24 protein-coding genes are annotated in these 22,046 nt (G+C 63.8%); 13 read left to right on the plus strand and 11 right to left on the minus strand.

Going from position 1 to position 22,046, the window contains the following annotated elements:
• From ACELLULO517_RS04495 to ACELLULO517_RS04505, 3 genes are all read left to right on the plus strand, one after another.
• A complete protein-coding gene (locus ACELLULO517_RS04495; RefSeq protein WP_227306113.1) occupies window positions 1–696 on the plus strand; it encodes a GntR family transcriptional regulator in 696 nt (231 codons plus the stop codon).
• A 116-nt stretch (window positions 697–812) separates the two neighbouring features.
• On the plus strand, window positions 813–1,604 hold the full coding sequence (locus tag ACELLULO517_RS04500; RefSeq protein WP_227306114.1) for a gamma-glutamyl-gamma-aminobutyrate hydrolase family protein: 792 nt from the start codon (window positions 813–815) through the stop codon (window positions 1,602–1,604).
• Window positions 1,605–1,700: 96 nt separating this feature from the next.
• Window positions 1,701–2,300, plus strand: coding sequence for a hypothetical protein (locus ACELLULO517_RS04505; protein ID WP_227306115.1), 600 nt, complete (start codon window positions 1,701–1,703; stop codon window positions 2,298–2,300).
• Window positions 2,301–2,507: 207 nt separating this feature from the next.
• Here ACELLULO517_RS04505 and ACELLULO517_RS04510 read toward each other — a convergent pair whose 3' ends face one another.
• The 3 genes from ACELLULO517_RS04510 to ACELLULO517_RS04520 form a co-directional block, all read right to left on the minus strand.
• The gene (locus ACELLULO517_RS04510; protein WP_227306116.1) at window positions 2,508–3,716 is read right to left on the minus strand and encodes an MFS transporter; all 1,209 of its coding nucleotides are present in this window, start codon (window positions 3,714–3,716) and stop codon (window positions 2,508–2,510) included.
• Window positions 3,717–3,726: 10 nt separating this feature from the next.
• On the minus strand, window positions 3,727–4,053 hold the full coding sequence (locus tag ACELLULO517_RS04515; protein WP_227306117.1) for a hypothetical protein: 327 nt from the start codon (window positions 4,051–4,053) through the stop codon (window positions 3,727–3,729).
• 99 nt (window positions 4,054–4,152) lie between these two features.
• On the minus strand, window positions 4,153–5,559 hold the full coding sequence (locus ACELLULO517_RS04520; protein WP_227306118.1) for a purine-cytosine permease family protein: 1,407 nt from the start codon (window positions 5,557–5,559) through the stop codon (window positions 4,153–4,155).
• A gap of 478 nt (window positions 5,560–6,037) precedes the next feature.
• On the opposite strand from ACELLULO517_RS04520, the gene ACELLULO517_RS04525 reads away from it, so the two are divergent.
• The 7 genes from ACELLULO517_RS04525 to ACELLULO517_RS04555 all read left to right on the plus strand — a co-directional run bounded on the left by ACELLULO517_RS04525 (window position 6,038) and on the right by ACELLULO517_RS04555 (window position 13,544).
• Complete coding sequence (locus tag ACELLULO517_RS04525; RefSeq protein ID WP_227306119.1) at window positions 6,038–6,997, plus strand: substrate-binding domain-containing protein; 960 nt, start codon at window positions 6,038–6,040, stop codon at window positions 6,995–6,997.
• A gap of 66 nt (window positions 6,998–7,063) precedes the next feature.
• Window positions 7,064–8,617: a sugar ABC transporter ATP-binding protein gene (locus tag ACELLULO517_RS04530; protein ID WP_227306120.1), complete on the plus strand. Its 1,554-nt coding sequence runs from the start codon at window positions 7,064–7,066 to the stop codon at window positions 8,615–8,617.
• Entirely contained in the window at window positions 8,614–9,579 is a 966-nt protein-coding gene (locus ACELLULO517_RS04535) for an ABC transporter permease (RefSeq protein WP_227306121.1), read from the plus strand. Before ACELLULO517_RS04530 ends, ACELLULO517_RS04535 begins: the two co-directional genes overlap by 4 nt.
• Before the next feature lie 96 nt (window positions 9,580–9,675).
• The gene (locus ACELLULO517_RS04540; protein ID WP_227306122.1) at window positions 9,676–10,692 is read left to right on the plus strand and encodes an ABC transporter ATP-binding protein; all 1,017 of its coding nucleotides are present in this window, start codon (window positions 9,676–9,678) and stop codon (window positions 10,690–10,692) included.
• A 27-nt stretch (window positions 10,693–10,719) separates the two neighbouring features.
• Window positions 10,720–11,880 (plus strand): ABC transporter substrate-binding protein, encoded by a 1,161-nt coding sequence (locus tag ACELLULO517_RS04545; protein ID WP_227306123.1) that lies wholly within the window; start codon window positions 10,720–10,722, stop codon window positions 11,878–11,880.
• Window position 11,881: 1 nt separating this feature from the next.
• Window positions 11,882–12,760, plus strand: coding sequence for an ABC transporter permease (locus tag ACELLULO517_RS04550; RefSeq protein WP_227306124.1), 879 nt, complete (start codon window positions 11,882–11,884; stop codon window positions 12,758–12,760).
• Window positions 12,750–13,544 (plus strand): ABC transporter permease, encoded by a 795-nt coding sequence (locus ACELLULO517_RS04555; protein WP_227306125.1) that lies wholly within the window; start codon window positions 12,750–12,752, stop codon window positions 13,542–13,544. Before ACELLULO517_RS04550 ends, ACELLULO517_RS04555 begins: the two co-directional genes overlap by 11 nt.
• 8 nt (window positions 13,545–13,552) lie before the next feature.
• Here the strand turns inward: ACELLULO517_RS04555 and ACELLULO517_RS04560 are convergent, their stop codons facing one another.
• Both ACELLULO517_RS04560 and ACELLULO517_RS04565 read right to left on the minus strand, forming a co-directional pair.
• Window positions 13,553–13,723: a hypothetical protein gene (locus ACELLULO517_RS04560; protein WP_227306126.1), complete on the minus strand. Its 171-nt coding sequence runs from the start codon at window positions 13,721–13,723 to the stop codon at window positions 13,553–13,555.
• Between the two features lie 110 nt (window positions 13,724–13,833).
• A complete protein-coding gene (locus ACELLULO517_RS04565; RefSeq protein WP_227306127.1) occupies window positions 13,834–14,115 on the minus strand; it encodes a hypothetical protein in 282 nt (93 codons plus the stop codon).
• A 184-nt stretch (window positions 14,116–14,299) separates the two neighbouring features.
• On the opposite strand from ACELLULO517_RS04565, the gene ACELLULO517_RS04570 reads away from it, so the two are divergent.
• A complete protein-coding gene (locus tag ACELLULO517_RS04570; RefSeq protein WP_227306128.1) occupies window positions 14,300–14,524 on the plus strand; it encodes a hypothetical protein in 225 nt (74 codons plus the stop codon).
• 116 nt (window positions 14,525–14,640) lie between these two features.
• On the plus strand, window positions 14,641–14,928 hold the full coding sequence (locus ACELLULO517_RS04575; RefSeq protein ID WP_227306129.1) for a hypothetical protein: 288 nt from the start codon (window positions 14,641–14,643) through the stop codon (window positions 14,926–14,928).
• 77 nt (window positions 14,929–15,005) lie between these two features.
• Here ACELLULO517_RS04575 and ACELLULO517_RS04580 read toward each other — a convergent pair whose 3' ends face one another.
• Window positions 15,006–15,791 carry an SDR family NAD(P)-dependent oxidoreductase gene (locus ACELLULO517_RS04580; protein WP_227306130.1) on the minus strand — a complete coding sequence of 262 codons (786 nt, stop codon included), beginning with the start codon at window positions 15,789–15,791 and terminating at the stop codon, window positions 15,006–15,008.
• Between the two features lie 119 nt (window positions 15,792–15,910).
• On the opposite strand from ACELLULO517_RS04580, the gene uxuA reads away from it, so the two are divergent.
• Window positions 15,911–17,086, plus strand: a complete 1,176-nt coding sequence (gene uxuA, locus ACELLULO517_RS04585; protein ID WP_227306131.1) for a mannonate dehydratase — start codon at window positions 15,911–15,913, stop codon at window positions 17,084–17,086.
• On the opposite strand, the gene ACELLULO517_RS04590 is transcribed toward uxuA, so the two are convergent.
• The 5 genes from ACELLULO517_RS04590 to ACELLULO517_RS04610 are packed head-to-tail and all read right to left on the minus strand — an operon-like array spanning window position 17,083 to window position 22,004.
• Entirely contained in the window at window positions 17,083–18,402 is a 1,320-nt protein-coding gene (locus tag ACELLULO517_RS04590) for an acetylornithine deacetylase (RefSeq protein ID WP_227306132.1), read from the minus strand. The genes uxuA and ACELLULO517_RS04590 overlap by 4 nt on opposite strands.
• Window positions 18,399–19,724 carry an amidohydrolase family protein gene (locus ACELLULO517_RS04595; RefSeq protein WP_227306133.1) on the minus strand — a complete coding sequence of 442 codons (1,326 nt, stop codon included), beginning with the start codon at window positions 19,722–19,724 and terminating at the stop codon, window positions 18,399–18,401. Before ACELLULO517_RS04595 ends, ACELLULO517_RS04590 begins: the two co-directional genes overlap by 4 nt.
• A 41-nt stretch (window positions 19,725–19,765) precedes the next feature.
• Complete coding sequence (locus ACELLULO517_RS04600) at window positions 19,766–20,536, minus strand: ABC transporter permease (RefSeq protein ID WP_227306134.1); 771 nt, start codon at window positions 20,534–20,536, stop codon at window positions 19,766–19,768.
• A complete protein-coding gene (locus ACELLULO517_RS04605; protein WP_227306135.1) occupies window positions 20,533–21,282 on the minus strand; it encodes an ABC transporter ATP-binding protein in 750 nt (249 codons plus the stop codon). The genes ACELLULO517_RS04600 and ACELLULO517_RS04605 overlap by 4 nt, the downstream gene beginning before the upstream one ends.
• The gene (locus ACELLULO517_RS04610) at window positions 21,279–22,004 is read right to left on the minus strand and encodes a TenA family protein (RefSeq protein WP_227306136.1); all 726 of its coding nucleotides are present in this window, start codon (window positions 22,002–22,004) and stop codon (window positions 21,279–21,281) included. The genes ACELLULO517_RS04605 and ACELLULO517_RS04610 overlap by 4 nt, the downstream gene beginning before the upstream one ends.
• Window positions 22,005–22,046: the final 42 nt, after the last annotated feature.

Genomic DNA, 22,046 nt, shown 5'->3' on the forward strand with positions numbered 1-22,046 from the left:
ATGACTGACGACGCCCCCAAGCTGACCATGCCTGCCCGCTCAGCCGGAGAGACGATCCATCAATGGGTCTTTCGTGGCTTGCGGCGCGCGATCATGTCCGGCGCCTTTCCGCCGGGCCAGGCAGTCACCATCCGCGGTCTGGCGGAGGCGATGGAGGTCAGCGCCATGCCGGTGCGGGAGGCGCTGCGGCGCCTGGTCGCCGAACGCGCGCTGACGCTGCTCGACAATCGCCGCGTGCGCGTGCCGCAGATGACGCCTGAGCGGTTCGAGGAACTTTATGCGGCGCGCACGGCGCTGGAGGTGGAGGCCGCGTCCCGCGCCCTGCCGCTGGTGGATGCCGCGCGTCTGGAAAAGCTTCGCGCCATCGACCAGACGATCAATGCGGCGATCCTATCGGGGGATTCCGAAACCGTCGTCGCGCAGAATTTTCTGTTCCATTTAACGCTCTACAGCGCGCGTCGGGACAGCGTGCTGGTGCCCTTGATCGAATCCGTCTGGCTGCAGACGGGGCCTTTCATGCGCGCGGCCCTGGAAGCCTTCCCGACGGCGGCGGATGGCTATGACTATCATCTGGCGGCGCTGGACGCGATCGCGGCGGGGGATGAGGCCGCACTGCGCCAGGCGATTGCGCATGATATCCGCACCGGCATCGGGCATCTCGCCTTGTCCGGCAAGCTGATCGCGGTCGCGGCCTGACGTGAGACGCGCGATGCCGCCCGCCCAGGGTTGCGGCTAAACGCCATGGGCAGCCGTCAGGCTGCCGCCTATGTGATCACAATGGCTAACAGATTCAGATAAGGTTAGGGGTTCCGATGCGCAGGCCGGTGATTGGATTTGTATGCGACGTGACCGCGGTGTCGGGCCATCCGGCGCATCTGGTCGTGGAGAAATACATCTCGGCCGTAGCGGCGGGCGCGAATGCGCAGGCCATTCTGTTGCCCGGCCGACTTTCGGATATCGACGGCAATCCGCTGCCGCAATCCGTCGACTATGCCGAGATTCTGGAGCTGGTGGATGGCATCTTCCTGCCCGGCAGCCCGTCCAATGTGGCCCCTGCCCTGTATGGCCGCCCGCCGGAAGACCAGGTTCTGCCGGCTGACCCCAATCGTGATGCGCTGTCCATCGGCCTGATCCGCGCGGCTTTCGAGGCCGGCGTGCCGATGCTGGGCGTCTGCCGTGGCTGCCAGGAGATGAATGTCGCCTTCGGCGGCACGCTGCATCCGAAGCTGCATGAGGTCAGCACGGGCGAGCTTGACCATCGCTACCAGAAAGACCTGCCGATCCCGGAACAATACGCCCCCGTGCATCAGGTGGCGCTGGAACCCGGCGGCGTCTTTTCTGGCTGGGTCGGTGGCGACACCAGCTGGCGGGTGAATTCCCTGCACGAGCAGGGCGTCGACCGGCTGGCGCCGGGCCTGGTGGTCGAAGCCCGCGCGCCGGACGGTGTGGTGGAAGCCTTCCGCCATCCGGGTGCGAAGACCTTCACCACCGCCATCCAGTGGCATCCGGAATGGCGGTTCGGCGAGGATAATCTGTCCAGCGCGATCTTCCGTGAATTTGGCGCCGCCGCGCGGGCGCGTATGGAGATCCGCCGCGCCCGCTGAACTGTGCTTGGCGTTTCGGCCGGCGGCGTCCATGCTCAAGTGGGGGGGCAAGGGCGCTGCCGTTCGCGACCTGAGCCAGAGTTTTCGGAGGATTGCATGCGCGCGTCTCATCTCGCTGTCGCCGCCCTCACCGGTCTGCTCGCCTGGAGATTTGACGCTGCGGCGGCCACGACAATCCATCGCGCGCGGGGCAGTATCCTGTCCGTCTCGCCGCAACAGATCGTGGTCAGCAGCCTGACCGGTGACAGCCGCACATTCGCGATCACGCCCCAGACCCGCTATGCGACGGAGAGAAAGCTCGCACTCTCCGCCATCCAGCCCGGCAGCTACATCGGCAGCGCGGCCATTCCGGGCGGCAACGGCACCCTGACCGCGCTGGAAGTGACGGTCTTTCCGCCGAGCATGAAGGGCGCGGGCGAAGGCCATCGCGACTGGGATCTGGCACCGCATAGCTCGATGACGAACGGCACCGTCGGTGCCCTGAAGCAGGCCAATGGCGATGTTCTGACGGTCACCTATCATGGCGGCACCCAGATCATCGTCGTGCCGCCCGGCACCCCCATCGTCGCGCCCGGACCGGGCAATTACGATGCGCTGCAGCCGGGCATGAAGGTGATCGTCTTCCCCAGCCCGAAGGACCCGAAGGTCGCCGACCGCATCGCCTATGGCGAGGACGGTCTGACCCCGCCCCAGTAAACGGCGGGGTTGCTAAGGTAGCGGGCTTTTAGATAATTGGTGATCCGCGTGCTTGTCGCGCGGACTGCGCCCCCCATTCCGTCGTGCGCGGGCCTGGACCCGCGCATCTACCCGTTTGTGCAGGCAAGTGGCCGTCTGGGCGCCGCTGCGGGTGGGTCCGCGCAACAAGTGCGCGGATGACGAATTTTGGATGAAATCCAACGGACTCTAAGCCTCGCAGGCGCAGTTCTCGGCCGGGCGGTTGCGTCCGCCGATAAAGACGAGGCCAAACCCCACCGCCGCCAGAATGCCGCCCGCGATGGGAACCGCCGCATAGCCGAGACCAAGGCTGAGAACGCCGCCGCCGATCGCGGCCCCCAGCGCATTGCCGAGGTTGAAGGCCCCGATATTGATGGAGGAGGCAAGCGCCGGTGCGTCCGCCGCCGCCGCCATTACCCGCGCCTGCACGGCCGGCACGATGGCGAAGGTCGCGACGCCCCACAGCAGCAGGCCGACGGCCGCCCCCAGATGCGTCGCCATGGCAAAGGGCAGCGCCAGCATGATGAGCGCCATCAGACCCATGAAGACCTTGGCCGAACCGTCCAGCGACCAATCGGCCAGCCGGCCGCCCAATAGATTGCCGATGGTGAAGCCGATCCCGATGAGGACGAGGCTGAGCGTCACGAAACCGCCCGAGGCATGGGTCAGGCTTGTCAAGGTCGGCGCTACATAGGTGTAGAGCGTGAACATCGCCCCCGCGCCCATCACCGTCGTGCCCATGGCCCGCAGCACGGCCGGGCGCGCCAGCACGCCGAGTTCGCGCAGCAGGTCGGGCTTCTCGCCCCGCTCCCCCGCCGGTAGCGCGCGCACCAGACTGGCGATGGTGATGAGGCCGAGCAGCGCCGTCACGCCGAAGGCCGCACGCCAGCCGATCTGCTGGCCCAGCCAGGTCGCGGCCGGCACGCCGCCGACATTGGCGATGGTCAGCCCCATGAACATGGTGGAGACCGCCTGCACGCGCTTTTCCGGCCGCACCAGACTGCCGGCGACGATCACGCCGAGGCCGAAAAAGGCGCCGTGGTTCATGCTGGTGATCAGCCGCGCCACGAGCAGGAAGCCGTAGCCGGGCGCGATCGCCGCGAAAATATTGCCGATCGTGAAGATGCCCATCAGCAAGATCAGCGCCGTGCGCTTGCGCAGACGGCTCAGCGCCAGCGTCATGATCGGCGCACCGGCCATGACACCGACGGCATAGGCGGTGATCAGCATCCCGGCGGTGGGGATGCTGACATCGACGCCATGGGCGATGATCGGCAGCAGGCCCATCGGCGTGAATTCGGTGACGCCGATGCTGAAGGCGCCGATGGCGAGCGCGAGCAAAGGCCAGTTGAAGCCGCCGGCGCTTTCCGCCTGGGGCTTCGATAAGACGTCAGTCAAAACATTGTCCTCAGTTGGATTTGAGGTCCCGCAGGCAATGCGCGGCGGCAATGGCGGAGTCGCGCGCTGTTCCGGCCTTCACGTCGCCCGAGAAGACCATGCCGGGCACGATGGATTTCAGCAGCGGTGCCAGGTCTGTGCTGGGCGTCACGCTCGGCGCCGCGCGGTCATAGATCGACTTGGCCTCGGGCGTCAGGTTGCCGGCGCAAGCCTGGGCGGTCGCGGCGCTGGCATGGGCCTGGCCGATGAAACCCGCAGAAACAAAGCCGGCCGAGAGCAGGCAGAGCGCTCCCATGACCGGCAGAGCGCGAAGGGGGAAGCTCAGAACCTGGGTCATGCGGTCTCGTTTCCTCGTTATGGCAGCGCGACGGGCGCACTGGCGATGGTATCTGCGGGCAATATAGGGCGACCCGAGGATTTTGGCAGCGGGACCACGCTAATCCCGGTCGGGAAAAGCGCGGCTCAGGAGCGGATAGAGGATCGCGGCCAGGACCGCCGCGCTGAGGAAGGACAGATCGATGCCATGGGCCGCCTGGGATAAAGGCCCGACAAAGAGCGCCGTATCGGAAAACATCAGCCCGGTGACGCTCGCGACCGTCCAGGCGATGACGGCGGCGAGGTTGAACCCGCCTTTATACCAATAAGGGCTGCGTGGTCCGGCTGGGCCGAAGGCTTGCAGGGCGGCCGGCTGAAAGCCTCCGCGCTGGCGCAGATAGCCCTGGATATTGATAATGCTCCAGGGTGTCACCAGCACGGTCACGATCGAGCAGAGGGCCAGAATGGCATTGGCGGCACCGAAGACGATGAGGCCGAGATAGGCAAGCGCGAAGCCGACCACGCCGAAGATGACGCCCACCTGCACACGGCGCAGCCGCCACAGGATCGCCTGCAGATCCAGCATGCCGTTATAGACGACCATGGCGCCATTGGCGGCATTGCCGATCAGCCCGATCAGAACCACCGGCAGGATCAGCGCATGGGGCAGAAAGGCCAGCATCTGCGCATTGGGGTTGAACGGGTCATGCACGGCCAGGCCGATGATCTCTCCGCACAGGCAGGCGATCAGGCAGCCCAGAACCATGCCGCCGAAGGGCCAAAGGAACAAAGCTGTCGATCGCGTGCGGCCGGGCAGATAGCGGGCGTAATCCCCCGCGAAAGGCGCATAGGAAATGGCATTGGCGATCGTCACCGTCACGGCCAGCATCAGGCTCGGCCAGTATTGCCCCAGCACCAGCGGATTGGTCTTGGGGTTCGGGGCCGCCGCCGCATGCGGCAGGCAGACCATGGCCAGGACCAGCAAGCCGATCAGGCTGGCATAGGAGACGATGGTTTCCGACCACACCAAGGTCGCATGACCGAAGATGCCGAGCGCCAGCACCAGCAGGGCCGTCAGCAACAGCGCGACCGTCAGCGCCACGCTGCCCGCGCCCCAGCCGAAAAGCGTGTGGCCGGCTTGCACCAATGGCGGCGCACTGACCCAGAGGATCATGGCGAAGAAGCCGAGATCGATGATCTGGGTGATGAAGGATCCGATATAGCGCCCGCGCAGGCCGAAGAAGGCAACGCTGGTGACGGTGCCGTTGGTGCCGGATTTCGGTCCCATCAGCGCCATCATCGCCACGAAGACCGCGCCGATCAAAGTGCCGGCCAGGATCGCCAGGAAAGAGGAAAACCAGCCGAGGCCGAAGGCCACCGGCAGCGCGCCGATCGCGACCGAGCCATACGTCATCTGGGTCCCGAAGAAGACGAAGCCCATGGCGCGCGGGCTGGAATGCCGCTCGGCTTCGGGGATGAATCCGATGCCCCGCCGCTCGATACGGCCCAATAGATCCTGCCCACTCACAATCGCTGGCCTCGCCCGTCATCCATGCCGTGATTTGGGTCTAAGCCAAGCGCGAAAGCGATGCCAGCCGCAGAGATGCGGCGGTTTTATTCTGCGCGAAAGCGCGCCGTGTTGCGCAGGCGACCGGGCAAGACGGACCGGACCATGCCCCGACAAGCCTGGGCTGACGGATCAAAGCGGCGCCTTGCATTGGTCTGACGCCGGGCCGTTGATCGTTTCGGTGAATGCCGCACCGCACAACCGGGTTGGCACATGCGCAGGCACCGCTCATTTGCGCAGTTTTCCAGGGAAACGTTAGCGATATCGGCCGCCTTGTCTCCGTTGACAGGACGATTTGAACCTCTCTACAAAGTAATGGTCTGATGATTCACGGCTCCACGGCACGCCAAGCGACAACCATAAGTCGGTGCTGGGCTTTGATCGCGTCACACCCATTATACAAGCCGCTCAACATGAAGCGGCAGGAGGAACATCGGCCATGACATTCACGCGCTCTCTCGCAGCCTTCGCCGCCGCCGGTATGCTGCTGGGCAGTTCCGCCCTGATCAGCGCCCATGCGCAAAGCAAGCCCACCATCGTCTTCGTCACCAATGGCGCGTCCGACTTCTGGAAGGCCGCCGCTGCCGGTGTGAAGAAGGCGCAGGCCGAACTGCCGGATTACAAGCTGGAACTGCAATATCCCGATCAGGCGACCGTCGCCTCGCAGAATCAGCTGATGGACAACCTCGTCAGCGCTGGCGCCAAGGGCATCATCGTTTCGGCGGTCGATCCCAAGAATTCCACCGCCGAATTCGACAAGCTGGCCGGTGAGACAGCGTTGTTCACGACGGACAGCGACGCTCCGCAGACCAAGCGCATCGCCTATGTCGGCTCCTCCAATATCCTGGCCGGTGAACAGGCCGCCGATATCGCCAAGAAGGCGATGCCCAAGGGCGGCAAGTGCATGGGCTTCGTCGGGCTGCTCGGCGCCGACAATGCGCGTGAGCGTATCCAGGGCTTCAAGCAGGGCCTGGCCGGCACCGGCATCACCCTGGTCGACGTGCGCGGCGACGATATGGACATGACCCGCGCGAAGTCCAACGTGTCGGATATTCTGGTCGCCAACCCGGCGATTACTTGCCTGGTCGGTTTCTATTCCTACAATACGCCGCAGATCTATGCCGCGCTGAAGGAAGGTGGTGAGCTTGGCAAGATCACCGTCGTCGGCTTCGACGGCGACCCGGTCACGCTCGGTGGCGTCAAGGAAGGCACCATCGCGGGCACCGTGGTGCAGCAGCCTTTCGTCTGGGCCTACGAAGGCATGAAGATGATCGCGTCCTATCTGAAGGGTGACAAGTCAGCGATCCCGGCCAACGGGCTCGACATCATCCAGACAAAGATCGTCTCGGCCGATAATGTCGATGCCTATGTCGCCGAACAGAAGGCGCTGGCTCAATAATAAAGGCTAAGGGCGCATCTCCCTGTCGGAGATGCGCCCTTTCTATCCCTGATAGCGGGAGGCTAAATGGAGACCAAGGACCGCACGTCCGGCGCTGAGACATCGGCTCCCTGGCTTGTTTTGAATCACCTCAGCAAATCCTACGGCCCGGTTCAGGCGCTGATGGATTTTTCGATGACGGTCGCCCCTGGCGAGGTCATCGGCATCGTCGGCGAAAACGGCGCCGGCAAATCGACGCTCATGAAAATCCTCGGTGGCGTCATCCTGCCCGACAGCGGCAGCATCACGGTCGATGGCGTCGCGCATGCCGGTTTCAGCGTCGCGGACAGCATGGGCGCGGGCATCGCCTTCGTGCATCAGGAGCTGAACCTTTTCGACAATCTGGATGTCGCCGGCAATGTCCTGATCGGACGCGAGAAGCGCCAGGGCGGTCTGCTGTCGCTGCTTGACCGACGCGCGCAGCGGGACGCCGTCACCCCGCTTTTGAAACGGGTCGGCGCCACTTTCAGCGCCGATACGCCGGTCGCCAACCTGTCTTTGGCGCAATGCCAGATGGTCGAAATCGCCAAGGCGCTGTCGATGGACGCAAGGCTCGTCATTCTGGATGAACCGACGTCGAGCCTGCCTATGGCTGAGACCGAGAAGCTGCTGGATGTCATCGCCGATCTGAAACGCGCCGGCATCGCGGTGATTTTCATCACCCACCGCTTGCATGAAATCGAGCGTTCGGCGGATCGCGTGGTCGCCTTGCGTGACGGCAGGCTGGCGGGCGGATTGCCGCGCGCCGAAATCACGCATGACCGTATGGTCAAGCTGATGATCGGCCGTGACCTCAAACGCGACGCTGCCCATGGCGACCGGCCGGTCGGTGCTGTCGTGCTATCGGCTCGCGGTATCCGCACGCCCACCCGTCCCACGAAAGCGGTCGATCTCGATCTGCATGGTGGGGAGATTCTGGGCCTCGCCGGTCTGGTCGGCGCCGGCCGCACGGAACTTGCCCGCGTCTTCTTCGGCGTCGACCGGCCCCTGGGCGGCACGATCACGCTGAACGGTCAGCCGGCCAGGCTGCGCACGACGACGGATGCCGTGAAGGCCGGGATTTTCCTGGTGCCGGAGGACCGCAAGCTCAACGGTGTGCTGCTGGACCTGCCGATATCGGAGAATATCTCGCTGCCGAACCTGCCGGCCCATGCGCGGCGCGGCCTTGTGTCGCGCCTGCTGGAGATGCGGACGGCCGAGACCCAGCGCACCAACCTCGCCATCAAAACCAAGACCTTGTCGAACCCTGCCCGCTCTCTCTCTGGCGGCAATCAGCAGAAGGTCGTGCTGGCGAAATGGCTGGCCATGAAGCCGCGCGTGCTGATTTTCGATGAGCCGACGCGCGGCATCGATATCGGCGCCAAGGCGGAAATTTACCGTCTCATGCGCGAATTGGCGGATTCCGGTGTCGCCATCCTGATGATCTCCAGCGACATGGAGGAGGTCATCGGTGCCTCCGACCGGATCGCGGTCATGCATGAGGGTGCGATCTCGGGCTATCTCTCACCTGCCGAATTCAGCGAGGAGAACGTGCTTCTTCTCGCGGTCGGCAAGAAGATTCAGGATAATGTCGCGGCATGAATAAAAAAGACTTAGGGCTGCTCACGCTCATCATCGTCGTCGGCGTCATTGTCGCGATCCTCAACCCTCGCTTCCTGCTGCCGATCAATATTTCCAATACCGCCAATCTGGTCGGGCTCTTCGGCCTCTCGGCCATCGGTCAGTCCTTCGTCATCATCACCGGCGGTATCGAACTGTCTGTCGGTTCCGTCATCGCCCTTGTCGGCGTGCTCTTCGTCGATTTCGTTGCCAATGAAGGCGTGCCCTGGCCGCTCGCGGTCGTGCTGATGCTGGCACTCGGCGCGCTGATCGGCATTATCCATGGCCTGCTCATCACCAAATTGAAGCTGCAGCCCTTCATCGTGACGCTGTGCGGCTTGCTGATCTATCGCGGCGTGGCGCGCTTCTACACGCAGGACGGCACGGCGGGTTTCGGCTTCGGCCAGAATTTCCCGGTGCTGAACTGGTTGACGGTCGGACGCAGCTACGGCGTGCCGCATTCCTTCATTGCCATGCTGATCGTCGGCGTCATCATGTGGATCGTGCTGCACCGTTCGGTCTTCGGCCGCTATCTGTTTGCCGTCGGCAAGAACGAGGAGGCCGCGCGCTATTCGGGGATTCGCACGCATCAGGTCATCATCTGGGCCTATATCATCTGCCAGATCCTGACGGCGATCGCGGCCATGTATTTCGCGATGTATACCGGCTCCATCAGCCCGGCCTCGCAGGGTAATTTCTACGAGCTTTATGCGATTGCGGCAGCGGTGCTGGGCGGGTTTTCGCTGCGCGGCGGCGAAGGGTCGCTGGTCGGCGTCATCCTGGGCGTGGTGCTGCTGCAGGAGTTGCAGAATCTTGTTAATCTGCTCGGCATCCCCTCCTCCCTCAACTTCGCTGTCATGGGCACCGTCATTCTGATCGGCGTCACGGTCGATCAGCAATGGGGCAATCTGCGCGCCCGCTTCCGTCCGCGCAGCGCCGCCTGACGAAAGACCAGAGCCGGCGGGGCGACCGCGCCGGCTCTGGACAAATTCGTTTCTGCCAAGACAAGATAGCCCCGGCTGATCAACGCGGGGGCTTGGGTGCAACAGGGTAACGAGCAGGCACCACTCATTCGCCTCTCGGGCGTGCGCAAGGTTTTCGGCGGCACCGCCGCCATCGAAAGCCTCGACCTCGCGATCGCGCCCGGCGAGTTTTTTACCTTCCTCGGGCCATCAGGCTCCGGCAAAACCACGACGCTGCGCATCATCGCCGGTTTCGAGCAGCCCGATTCCGGACGGATCGAGCTGGACGGGCAGGACCTGTCCCGCCTGCCGCCGCATCGGCGCGACGTGAACACGGTCTTTCAGGACTACGCGCTGTTTCCGCATCTGACCTTGCTGGAGAATGTCGCCTACGGGCTGCGCGCCAAGAAAATCCCGAGCCAGGAGGCGCTACAGCGCGCCGAACAGGCGCTGGCCTCCGTCCAACTCGGGGATTTCGGCGCCCGCCGTCCGGGCCAGCTGTCCGGCGGCCAGCGGCAGCGCGTGGCGCTGGCGCGGGCCATCGTCAACCGCCCGCGCGTGCTGTTGCTGGACGAGCCGCTGGGCGCGCTGGACCTGAAACTCCGCCATCAGATGCAGGTTGAGTTGAAGGCTTTGCAGCAGCAGACCGGCATTACCTTCATCTATGTCACGCATGATCAGGATGAGGCGCTGACGATGAGCGACCGTATCGCTGTCTTCAATCACGGCCGGGTCGAGCAGGTTGCCAGCCCCTGGACGCTGTATGAGCAGCCGCAGACGGCTTTCGTCGCGGGTTTCGTCGGCATCACCAATATCATCGAGCATCACGGCGCGCGCTTCGCGCTGCGGCCGGAAAAGATCCGCCTGCTGTCGCCCGACGCGCGGCCGGAGGGGCAGGAAGCGATTCCGGCGACGGTCAAGGCCGTCAGCTATCTCGGCATGTCGACGCGGTTTCTGCTGCATTGCGCGGATGGCCGCACGCTGACCGTCGTCGAACAGAATATCGCCCATCGTGCAGAGGCGCCGCGACTGACCCAGGGCAGCGCCGTGCTGGCCGCCTGGTCGGCCGAAGCGCCCTGGCCTTTGGCCGCCTGACAATTCACCCCTCGGAGGAGCCGGATCATGAAAGTCTCGATGTCGTGCCTGACGCGTGCCGCCAGGATGGCGGCCGCGATGATCGTGACCCTCGCGCTTCCCTTCGGGCAGGCAGCCTCGGCTGCCGAGCCGCTCTCGGCCATCGGCAAGGGTGAAGGCGCGCTCAATATCGTGGCCTGGGAAGGCTATGCGCAGGATGACTGGGTGAAGCCCTTCGAGGCCAAGACCGGTTGCAAGGTCAATCGCAAATATGCTGGCTCGTCCGATGAAATGGTCGCGCTGATGCGCTCGGGCGGCGGCGGTCAGTATGACCTCGTCTCAGCCTCGGGTGACGCGACGCTGCGGCTGATCTACGGCCATAATGTGCAGCCGATCAATATTGCCCTGATCCCGGCTTGGACGAATTTCATTCCCGCTTTGCAAGGCCCGTCCTTCAATACCGTGAAGGGCGTGCATTACGGCGTCTCCTACGAATGGGGACCGAATACGCTGTTGTACAACACGCAGAAGGTGACGCCCGCGCCGACTTCCTGGTCCGTCATCTATGACGAGGCGAACAAGGGTAAGATCACGGTACCGGACAATCCGATCCAGATCGCGGATGCCGCACTTTATCTGTCCAAGACCACTCCCAGCCTGGGCATCACCGATCCGTATGAGCTGACGCAGCCGCAGATGGATGCGGTCGTCGTGCTGCTGAAAAAGCAGCGCCCGCTGATCCGCAAATACTGGGCGCTCGCCTCGGACGAAATCGACCTCTTCCGCAATGGCGATGCGACGCTGGGCGCGGCCTGGCCCTATCAGACCAATACGCTGCAGGCAGCGAAAGTGCCGGTCGCCGATACGCTGCCGACCGAGGGCGTGACCGGCTGGGCCGATACCTGGATGGTCTCGGCCAAGTCCCCGCACCCCAACTGCGCCTATGAATGGATCAATTACGTGACGACGCCTTATGTGCAGGCGCAGCAGGCGATCTATTTCGGCGAAACGCCGGCCAATACCTTGGCCTGCGCCGAGATGGACAAGCAGCAGGCCGGGTCCTGCAAGCAGTATCACGCCGATGCGGGGGCGAGCTATTTCGACCAGATCCATTTCTGGAAAACGCCGCTGAAGGCCTGCGGCAACGGCCAGGATAATTGCCTGGATTACGGCGCCTGGCAGCGGGCGTGGCAGGAGATCAAGGGCTGACATGCCCGTCTCTGCCTCTCTGACGGGGTTGTTGTGGCGGCGCCCGGCTTTGCGCGTCGCCGCACTGATCTCCCTGCCCGCCGTTTGGTTCGTTTTGTTCTATCTGGCGGCGCTGGCCGCGATGTTCATCTCCTCCTTCCATACGGTCGATGAATTGTCGGGGGAGATTCAGCCGGGCTGGACGCTGGATAATTTCCGCCAGTTGCTGGGCGACTGGACCTATGGCCGTATCGCGCTGCGCACCATCGGCATTGCGGCGGCTGTCACCCTCACCGACGGGCTGCTGGCCTGGCCCTTCGCCTATGTCATGGCCCGTTACGCAGGGCCGCGTCTGCGCCCGGCCCTGATGGCGCTGGTCATGCTGCCGCTGTGGTCCAGCTACCTCGCCCGCGTCTACGCCTGGCGGCTGATCCTGGCGCATGACGGCGCGCTGAACTGGCTGCTGCATGGGCTGGGCCTGCCGGCGGCCTCCATTGGCTATTCCAACTGGGCGATGTGGATCGTTTTCACTTACCTTTGGCTGCCCTTCATGATCCTGCCGCTGTTTGCGTCCTTGGAGCGTATTCCGCCGTCGCTGCTGGAAGCCTCGTCGGACCTGGGGGCGGCCGGCTGGCGGACGTTTCGCCGCGTCATCGTGCCACTGGCGATGCCGGGGCTTGTCGCAGGCTCGATCTTTACCTTCTCGCTGACGCTCGGCGATTACATAACGCCCTTGCTGGTCGGCGGTCCGGGATCGGATTTCATCGGCAATGTCGTCTATGCGAATGTCGGCGTGTCGAACAACATTCCCTTCGCGGCCGCCTTCGCCGTGCTGCCGCTGCTGGTCATGGCGGGCTACCTGTTGATCGCCCGCAAGCTGGGCGCCTTCGATGCGCTTTGATCTGGCCCGCACCCTACTTTGGGCTTCGGTCGTCGCGATCCTGGCGTTTCTGTTCGTGCCGGTCGCCATCATCATGGTCTATGCTTTTTCGGCCTCGAATATTCAGGGCTGGCCGATCCAAAGCTTTACCCTGCAATGGTTCGCCCGGACCTTCGCCGATGACGAAGTGCGCTCGGCGCTTTGGCTATCCATCGAAGTCGCGGTCGTCGCGACCGCGCTCGCCATGCTCATGGGTCTGCTGGCGGCGCTGGCCGTCTACCGGATCAGAGGCGCGGCCAGCGAGGCCATCGCCTTTGCCATCGTGCTGCCCATCGCCCTGCCCGGCATCCTGACCGGCATGGCGCTGAATTCCTATTTCGTCCTCTGGGGGATCAATCTGTCCTTCACGACCATCGTTATCGGCCATGCGACCTTCTGCACCGTCATCGTCTATAACAACGTCATCGCGCGGCTGCGCCGGCTGCCGCCGTCCTGGGCCGAGGCTTCGGCCGATCTGGGGGCCGGGCCCTGGCGCACCTTTCGCCTCATCACCCTGCCGATGCTGTCCAGCGCGCTCGGCGCCGGGGCGCTGCTGGCCTTCGCTTTGTCCTTCGATGAGGTCATCGTCACCACCTTCACGGCCGGCGCACAGACGACGCTGCCGCTATGGATCTTCGGTGCGATCCGCCTGGGTCAGCATCTGCCGGAGGTCAATGTGGTGGTCTGCGTCGTGATCCTGCTCACGATCGTGCCGGTGCTGCTGGCGCAGCGCCTGATGGGCCGCGCCGCGCTTTTGCACAAATAAGCGCGGCTCTATTTGCCCAGGATGAAATGAACGAGGTCGACCAGACCGAACATCGAAAAGGGCAGCACAAACAAGGCGACCGCCAGGAACAGCACGAAGCGGCTCAGCACCTTGTCGCTCGGCATTTCAGGGCCCGGCTTCGAGGGCCGCTCATGGAAATTCGTACCGTCGAATGGCATGGGTCCACCCTTTCCCCATCGGCGTCGCGATTATAATCCATAAACCGATCGCAGCGGCAATCTTGTTTCGGTCCGAGGATCGGAGATTCCTGTCGTGAAGCGGGCAGCGATCAGGGGGCTGTGCCCGGCGGGTTCAAGCTCGGGCCTGCACCGCTGCCGACCGCATTGCCGGTGCCAATGCCTGCTTGGGTGGCTCCCCCTTCCGGTCCGACGCTCGGCCCGCTTTGGGTCCCGGCGCCTGTCTGCACTTGCGCGGAAATGGGGTTGATACTGCCCGACGCCGCCGGAACAGCGCCGAGCGGAGGCGCTTTTGTCGGTCCCATCATGTCGCAACCCCCGAGGCCCAGGGGCAAGCCCAGGACGAGGGTCGCAAACGTCCAAGTTCGGTTCATCGGGGCGCTCCAAAAATCTCGATTTCCGGCCTGTCACCTCGGGTGGTTGCTCGGCGTGATCCAGAGTCTTCCCGCTTTTGTGCGCATCATCGCTGCGTGATGACGAAGTGGTATGGCGTCCCACCTCTTGCTTTCGGGTTTAGTTCTTGTTTTGTTCATGTTGGTGAGCGAGATGGAGAGCGCGGTGGCATTGCAAGATCAGGTCGAGATGGCGTCCCTGCGGAACGCCGTCATGGCTGCCCTGTCGGATGGACAGCGGCGGTCCGCCCACCCCGCCGACCAACGTCTGCGGCAGGCGATGGCCACCCGTATAGCCTTGGCAATCCAAGCGGAATTCATGGTTTTCGGGCGACAGGCGGCGGAGTCCGATGCCCAGCCCTTGGGCAATCTTCTTCTGGTACAGTCATGAATGATATGCCGGCCGTTACATTTCTCAGGCCGCCGCACTGCACCATATGGAGTCCAAGCGCCGTTGCACATTTGCTAAGCAAGACGTCGAAATTTTAAGCGATGGAGTTTGTTACCATGAAATCCGGTCTTTTCCTGTCCGCTACCGCCAGCCTCATGCTTCTCGGCAGCACGGCTGTCTTTGCGCAGCAATATGCCGCCCCGAACGCGATCTCGCTGACGCCGGGCCAGGCGCCGACGCCGGTTGCCGCCGCAGCCCCCGCCCCCACAGCGAATGTCGGCATCGTCTTCCTGAAGCCCGGCGAGACGGTGAACACCGCCAGCGCCCAGGACCTCGGCGCTGGCTCGACGCATCAGGAGCGCGCCGGTGCCTTCCAGCTTCTTGAGCCCGGCCAGGCCGGCTAATCGCTGGCTCGACCAACTAGTCTGAAAAAGGCGGAGGTTCCCCCAGGGACCTCCGCCTTTTCTGATTCGGGTGCCTGTCAGCGCACCCCGATGCCGGCCGTCAGCCCGCCGTCGATCTTGAAATCGGCGCCGGTGACGAAGCTCGCCTTATCGGAGACGAGGAAGGCAATGAGGTCGGCGACCTCCTCCGGCTCTCCGATCCGGCCCAGGGGATGGGCCGCGCCGAAGCGCGCGAAAGCATCCTCGATATCCGCATCCGGGCCGTCGAAGGTATGCGCCGCGAGCGTCAAAATCGGCGTGCGAATCGAACCGGGGCTGATCGAGACGACCCGGATCTGATCGGCCGCGAAATCCAGCGCCATGGCCCTCGTCATGGCATGGATGGCGCCCTTGGACGCGACATAGGCCATGACGCCGGCCTGGCAGGCGAAGCCCTGCACGCTGGAGAGGTTCACGATAACCCCGCCGCCACGACGGCGCATCTCCGGCACGCCGCTTTGCGCCGTCAGGTGGATGGAGCCGACATTGATTGCCATGCACCGCATGAAGGTCGCGTGATCGGTCTCGACCGCATCGCCGTACGGGTGGATCGCCGCCGCGTTCACGATGACGTCAAGGCCGCCATGGATCCGCGCGACCTCGGCCACCGCCTCGGCCACCGCATGCGGATCGCTGACATCGGCGTGGCGGACGGTGACGGTCAACCCCTCCTCCACCGCCAGCGTGGTCAGCCCGTCATTGCCGGTGGCGTCGATGCCGAGCGCCATCACGGCATAACCCTGCCGCGCCAGCGTCAGGGCCGCCGACCGGCCGATGCCGGTGGTGCCGGTGACGAGAGCCACCCGTTTCCGTGACTCGTGCATCTTTTTCATCCTCCGCGTTTCATGCCGTTCTCGCCTAGCTGAACGCGCGCCGCAACGCTTGACGGCGATCGGCGAAGTGACGAGCCTCGGCGGAACAAGACCAGCAAATGGAGACGAGCTTGGAACAGAGTTGGCGCTGGTTCGGCCCGGATGATCCGGTGCCCTTGGCCCATGTCCGGCAGGCAGGTGCTACCGGCATCGTCACCGCACTCCATCATATCTATGACGGCCGCGCCTGGTCGGCGGAGGATATCGGCACGCGCAAGGCGATGATCGAAGCGGCCGGCCTGACCTGGAATGTCTGCGAATCGATCCCCGTCCACACCGCCATCAAACTTCGCCAGGGGCCGTATCGGCAGTATATCGACGCCTGGAAGGACAGCCTGGCCGCACTCGGCCGCGCCGGCATTCCGACCGTCTGCTACAACTTCATGCCGGTCGTCGATTGGACGCGCACGGACCTGATGTATGCGATGCCGAGCACCGGCCGCGCGCTGCGTTTCGATATGTTGGAATTCATCGCCTATGACGCTTTCGTGCTGAAACGCGCGGGTGCTGAAAGCGACTATCCGCAAGCCTTGCTCGACCGCGCCCGCAGCGTTGTCGCGCGCAAGACGGAAGCGGAAATAGCCAAGCTGGAGACCAATATCATCGCCGGCCTGCCGGGCGGCGAGGATAGCTATACGCGCGAGGCCATCGGCCGCCGCATCGCCTCCTTCGACGGCGTCACGCCCGCCGATATGCGCGCCAACCTCATTGCCTTCCTGCAGGAAGTTGTGCCGGTCGCGGAGGAATGCGGCGTGAAACTCGCCATCCATCCGGATGATCCGCCGTTTTCGCTGTTCGGCCTGCCGCGGATCGTCTCGACGCCGGATGACGCGGCGGCGATCCTGGCGGCGGTGGAGAGCCCCGCCAATGGCCTCACCCTCTGCGCCGGCTCCTACGGTTCGCGGCCGGACAATGATGTGCCGGCCATGGCGGAGCGTTTCGCCGCGCGCATCAATTTCGTCCATCTCCGCAATGTCGCGAAGGAGCCTGACGGGTCCTTCGTGGAATCCGACCATCTCGACGGCGACGTCGATATGGTTCAGCTCATCTGCGTGCTGCTCCGCGAGGAACGGCGCCGCGCCGCACAGGGCGACAAGGCACCGATCCCGATGCGGCCGGATCACGGTCATCTGCTCGGCTTCGACACCGAACGCCGCAGCAATCCCGGCTATTCCTATATCGGCCGGCTGAAGGGCCTGGCTGAGCTTCGCGGCGTCATGACGACGCTGGAAGCGATGGCGGTTTAGACCGGATCGACCCGGTCGGATGGGATCGTCTGATCGGGTCGATCCGCCTTCGTCGATGTCCAGTTCAGAATGAAAGCCATCAGAACCTTGGTGAAGGTCACGAGCTGTGCGATGGAGACCTGTTCGTTGACGCTATGGGCCTCCTTCAGCGTTCCCGGCCCGTAAATCAGCGCGGGAATGCCGGCATCGCCGAACCAGCCGCCGTCACAGACGCTGGGTGACACCGTCAAGGTCACGGGGGCTTCCGTCACCTGCTCATGCATGGCCATGAACAGCTTGGTGCCGGGATGCTCGGGATCGACTTCCAGCGAGGGGAAAATCTCGCCCCGGTCGATGATCATCGAGGTGCCGCCCCAGACGAAACTCGGGCGATTGACGCGGAGCCAAGGATCGCCGGCCGCGATACCCGCGACATGCGCCTCGATCTCGCGCACCACATCCTCGTAATTCTCGTTCGGATAGTAGTGGACGGTAATCCAGAGGCGGCATTCGTCGGCGATGAAGGCCGCGTGACGCCCGCCTTCGATGACGGCCGGGTTGATGGTGGTCGAACCCAGCGGGCAGCCGGGGTATTGCTTCGTCACCGCCCAATGGCGTTCCAGCTCACCCAATCCCTGAATGATCTTCGCCATCTTCTCGATGGCGCTGGCAGCGAACAGCCCGCCGCCGGCATGGATCATGCGGCCGCGCGTGCCGTCATGATAGGTCTGCGGGCTTTTGACGGTGATCCAGCCCGTGATGACCCCGCCCTGGCCCTGGATGCGCAGATCCGTGGTATCGACGACGACCGCCATATCGGCGGTATAGCCACGCTTGCAGGCCTCCAGCGTGCCCGCCTCCCCCACTTCCTCTCCGATGACGGATTGGAAGATGACGTCGCCGGGCAGCGTGACGCCGTGATCATTCAGGATGCGCAGCGCGAGCAAGGCGCCCGCCAGGCCACCCTTCATATCGGCGGTACCGCGACCGATGATGAAACCGTCCCGCAGGATCGGCTGGAAGGGGCCGGTCTCCCAGGGCTCGCCTTCCTCGACCGCCGCGACGTCGATATGGCCGTTGATGATCAGGCTGTTATAGCCAGCGGAATCGCTGCCCTTGATGGTGCCGACGACATTGGGATCGCCCGGGTGAACGTCCCAGATATCGAGCTCAGCGCCCATATCGCGCAGCAAGCCGGCAATATAGGCCTGCGCGTCACCGGTATTGCGGGCCGGCGGTGCCGGCGTCTCGAAGGTCACAAGCTTGCAGAGAAGATCAACGAGTTCGCCCTGCCGGGCGTCGACGGCCGCCAGAAGCTGGTCGAGAGCGACGCTCATTGTGCGCGCCTCACGACCGTCATCTTATCCTTGATACGGCGGAAGGCCGCATTGGCTTCCCGCACCACCTGCGCCTCGTCGATACGCGTCATGCGACGCCCCTGCATGACGATCTGACCGTCGATGATGGATGTATCGACAACGCTGCCATTGGCCGCGAAGACAAGATGGCTGGAGAGATGCATTGCCTTGTCCCGCAGCAGTGGCGTGAACATGGCGTTATTGGTGTCGATGAGGATGACGTCGGCCTTGGCCCCCGCCACCAGCTGCCCGGTTTCATGTCCCAAAGCACGAGCACCGTTGCGGGTCGCCATGCGCAGCACCTGATCGGCCGGCATCAAGGTTGCGTCGACCCGGCTCGCCCGCTGCATGAGCGAGGCGTATTTCATGACCTCGAACATATCGGCGCTGTTATTGCACTCGACCGCGTCATGGCCGAGCCCGACATTGATGCCGAGGCCGACCATTTCCGGCACGCGCGCAATGCCATTGCCAAGCTTGGCGTTGGAATTGGGGTTGTGGGAGATATGGGTCCCCGTCTCCGCCATCATCTGCATTTCGCGGTCATCCAGCCAGACGCAATGGGCCGCGACCGTATCCGGGCCGAGCAGGCCGCATTCATAAGCGAGTTCGGTCGGGCGCTTGCCGAATTTCTCCAGGCAGAAATCAACCTCGGTCTTGCTCTCGTTCAGATGAACATGGACGCCGGCGCCAAGGGAATTCGCCAGCGAGCGCGCTTCCCGCAACAAATCGGCCGAGGAGAGCGGCAGCCATTCGATGCCGATACGGACCTGAATGCGACCATTGGCGCGGCCGTGCAGGCCGACGAAAGCATCGTGATTGTCCTGCAGACTGTCCAGATCATGCTCGGGCAGTGCGACATCATTCGAGAGCACGGCGCGGATGCCGATATCTTCGGCGGCTTTCGCCAGAGAGCCCAATTGGCGATACATGTCATTGATCGTCGTCGCACCGGACTTGATCGATTCCATATAGCTCGCCGCTGCCGCCCAATAGGCGGCTTCCGGGTCCAGCGCGCGGATCAGCGGATACCAGCACTCGTCCAGGTATTCCCAGAGCGGCATATGGTCGTTGTAGCCCTTGCCGATGGCCGTATGGAAATGCAGGTCGACCAGACCCGGCATCACCACCTTATCGGTCGCGTCGATCACCAGATCATCCGGCAGGGCGATGAAGGGCGCGGATTCCGGCTCGACCGCGACGATACGGTCAGCATCGATGACAACGCGACCCAGCTCGAAATAGGTGGCGGCATCGTCCAGGGTCAGGACCATACCATTGCGAATGACTATCCGCGACATGGGCAGGGAATCTCCTATTGATAGTCGGCAGATTCAAAAAATCAGGGTGCCGCGATCGTATCCGGCGCCCAATAGAGAATGCGCTTCAGCACGCGATCGACGATGACCCAGAGCACGATCGCCATGACGGATAAAATGGTCAGCGCGGCGAACATGACGTCGGTCTGAATGCGCGCATTGGCATTCATCATGACATAGCCAAGACCGGCGGAAGACCCGACCCATTCGCCGATGATGGCGCCGATGGGGGCGATGGCGGTCGCGACGCGCAAGCCCGAGCCGAAGGCCGGCAGGGCTGCGAACAGGCGCACATGGCGCAGCATCGCCCAAGGGCTGGCATTCATGGTCCGTGCCAGATCAAGCCAGCCGATCTCCACCCGCCGCAAACCGTCAAAGAAGGACGCGGTGACGGGAAAGAAGATGACCAGCACGGCCATGACGACCTTGGACGCCATGCCGAAGCCGAACCACAGCACCAGCAGCGGCGCCAGCGCGAAGACCGGGATGGCCTGGCTCAGCAGCAGCAGCGGCATCAGCCAGCGTTGCAGGATGGGCGAAAAGACCATGGCCAGCGCCAGCGCCATGCCCAGGATCGTGCCCGCCGCCAGACCCAGGATGATTTCCGAGAATGTGGTCGCCGTCGCCCAAACCAGGGTCTGCTGTTGGGCCACCAAGGCCTGGGCCACCGTCACCGGGCTCGGCAGCATATAGGGCGGCAGCGAGGTGAAGGCGGTGATCGCCCACCACACCAGGATCAGCACAACCAGCGTGACGATCGGGCGGAAGATCTTGCCGAGTGTTTGACGGGTCATTCTGTCTCAAGCTCCGTCAACACGCGCATCAGATGGCCCTGGGTTTCGAGCAGATGCGGATCATCCGGGGCGCGCGGCGGTTGGCCCGGCACCAGGATCGGCGCACCGAGCACCGCCGGATGGCCGGCGAGTGCGACCAGATGATGGCCGAGGCGGCAGGCCTCGAAAGGATCATGCGTGATCAGCAGCGCGGTCCGGTCGACCAGCAATTCGGCGGCCAGTTCCTGAATGCGGGCGCGGGTGAAGGTATCAAGCGCCGAAAAGGGCTCATCCATCAGCACGATGGGCCGGTTCTCATACAGCGTGCGGGCAATGGCCGTGCGCTGCTTCATGCCGCCCGACAGCTCCATCGGCAGGGCCTTGGCGCGTTCCGCCAGACCCACGCGCTTGAGCAGATGCATCGCGCGCTCCACGTCCGGCTTCTCGCCGCGCAGCCTTGTGCCGAGCATGACGTTCTGCTGCACCGTCAACCAGGGATACAGAAGATCGGTCTGGCCCATATAGGCGATGCGACCTTGCAGCGGGCGGCCGTCGCTGGCGCGCACCGTCCCGGCGGAAGGCTTGGACAGGCCCGCGACGATCTTGAGCAGACTGCTTTTGCCGACGCCGCTGGTGCCCAGAAGGGCCACGAACTGGCCGCCGGTAATCTCAAGGTTCAGTCCCTCGAAAATCGTGCGCTCACCAAAACGCAGCGTCAGGCCTTCGATGATGATGCCAGGGCAAGTGGCGGCGGCGGGAGGCGTCATGCCTTGCTCCCGGCGCTTTCATCCGTGCCGTGCTGCCAGCCGATTTCCCAGAACTGCGCTTCCAGAGCGCTCGCCGTGCGGAAGGTCTGCAGCAGCGAGGCGTAGCGGGCATCGGCGCCACGACGCTGGCCGAAGGCATCCAGATCGATGATCGACTGGGCGACCGTCGCGCGATACTCGGCGCCCGAATAGCTGCTTATCCAGGGCTCGTACGGATTGCCCTCGAGCACGGTTTCGGGATCGGCCAGAATAAGTTCGGCGATTTCCGCATAGCCCATCAGGCAAGGGGCGAGCGCGATTTCAAGGTCAAGCCGGTCGCCGGAGGCGCCGCGTTCCAGGAAGAAATTGGCATAGGCCGTCATACGCAGGTCAGGCGCCGCCCCTTCCAGCTCGGCCTGGGAAATACCCCAGTCGCGGCAATAGGAGACATGCAGCGGCATCTCGACATCCAGCAAAGCCGTCATGGTGCGATTGGCGGAGACAAGCTCGGCCAGACTCTCGCTTTTATAGGCCGCCAGCGCGTAACCGCGCGCGTATTGAATGAGATAGAGATAGTCCTGGATAAGGAAATTCTGAAACCAGGGCTGCGGCAAAGTGCCGCGTCCCAATGCCTTGACGAAAGGATGGGCGATATAGGACCGCCATTCCGTCGCCGCGTCGCGCCGCAGCCGGCCGAACAGCCCAAAATCAAAATCGAGCGCGGGCCCTGCTGTATCACTCAACACTACCGTCTATCCTCTCTATCCAAGAATCGGCTCGTTCAG

Origin of the sequence: Acidisoma cellulosilyticum (assembly GCF_020621385.1) — a bacterium.
In the GTDB taxonomy this organism is placed as follows: Bacteria; Pseudomonadota; Alphaproteobacteria; order Acetobacterales; family Acetobacteraceae; genus Acidisoma; species Acidisoma cellulosilyticum.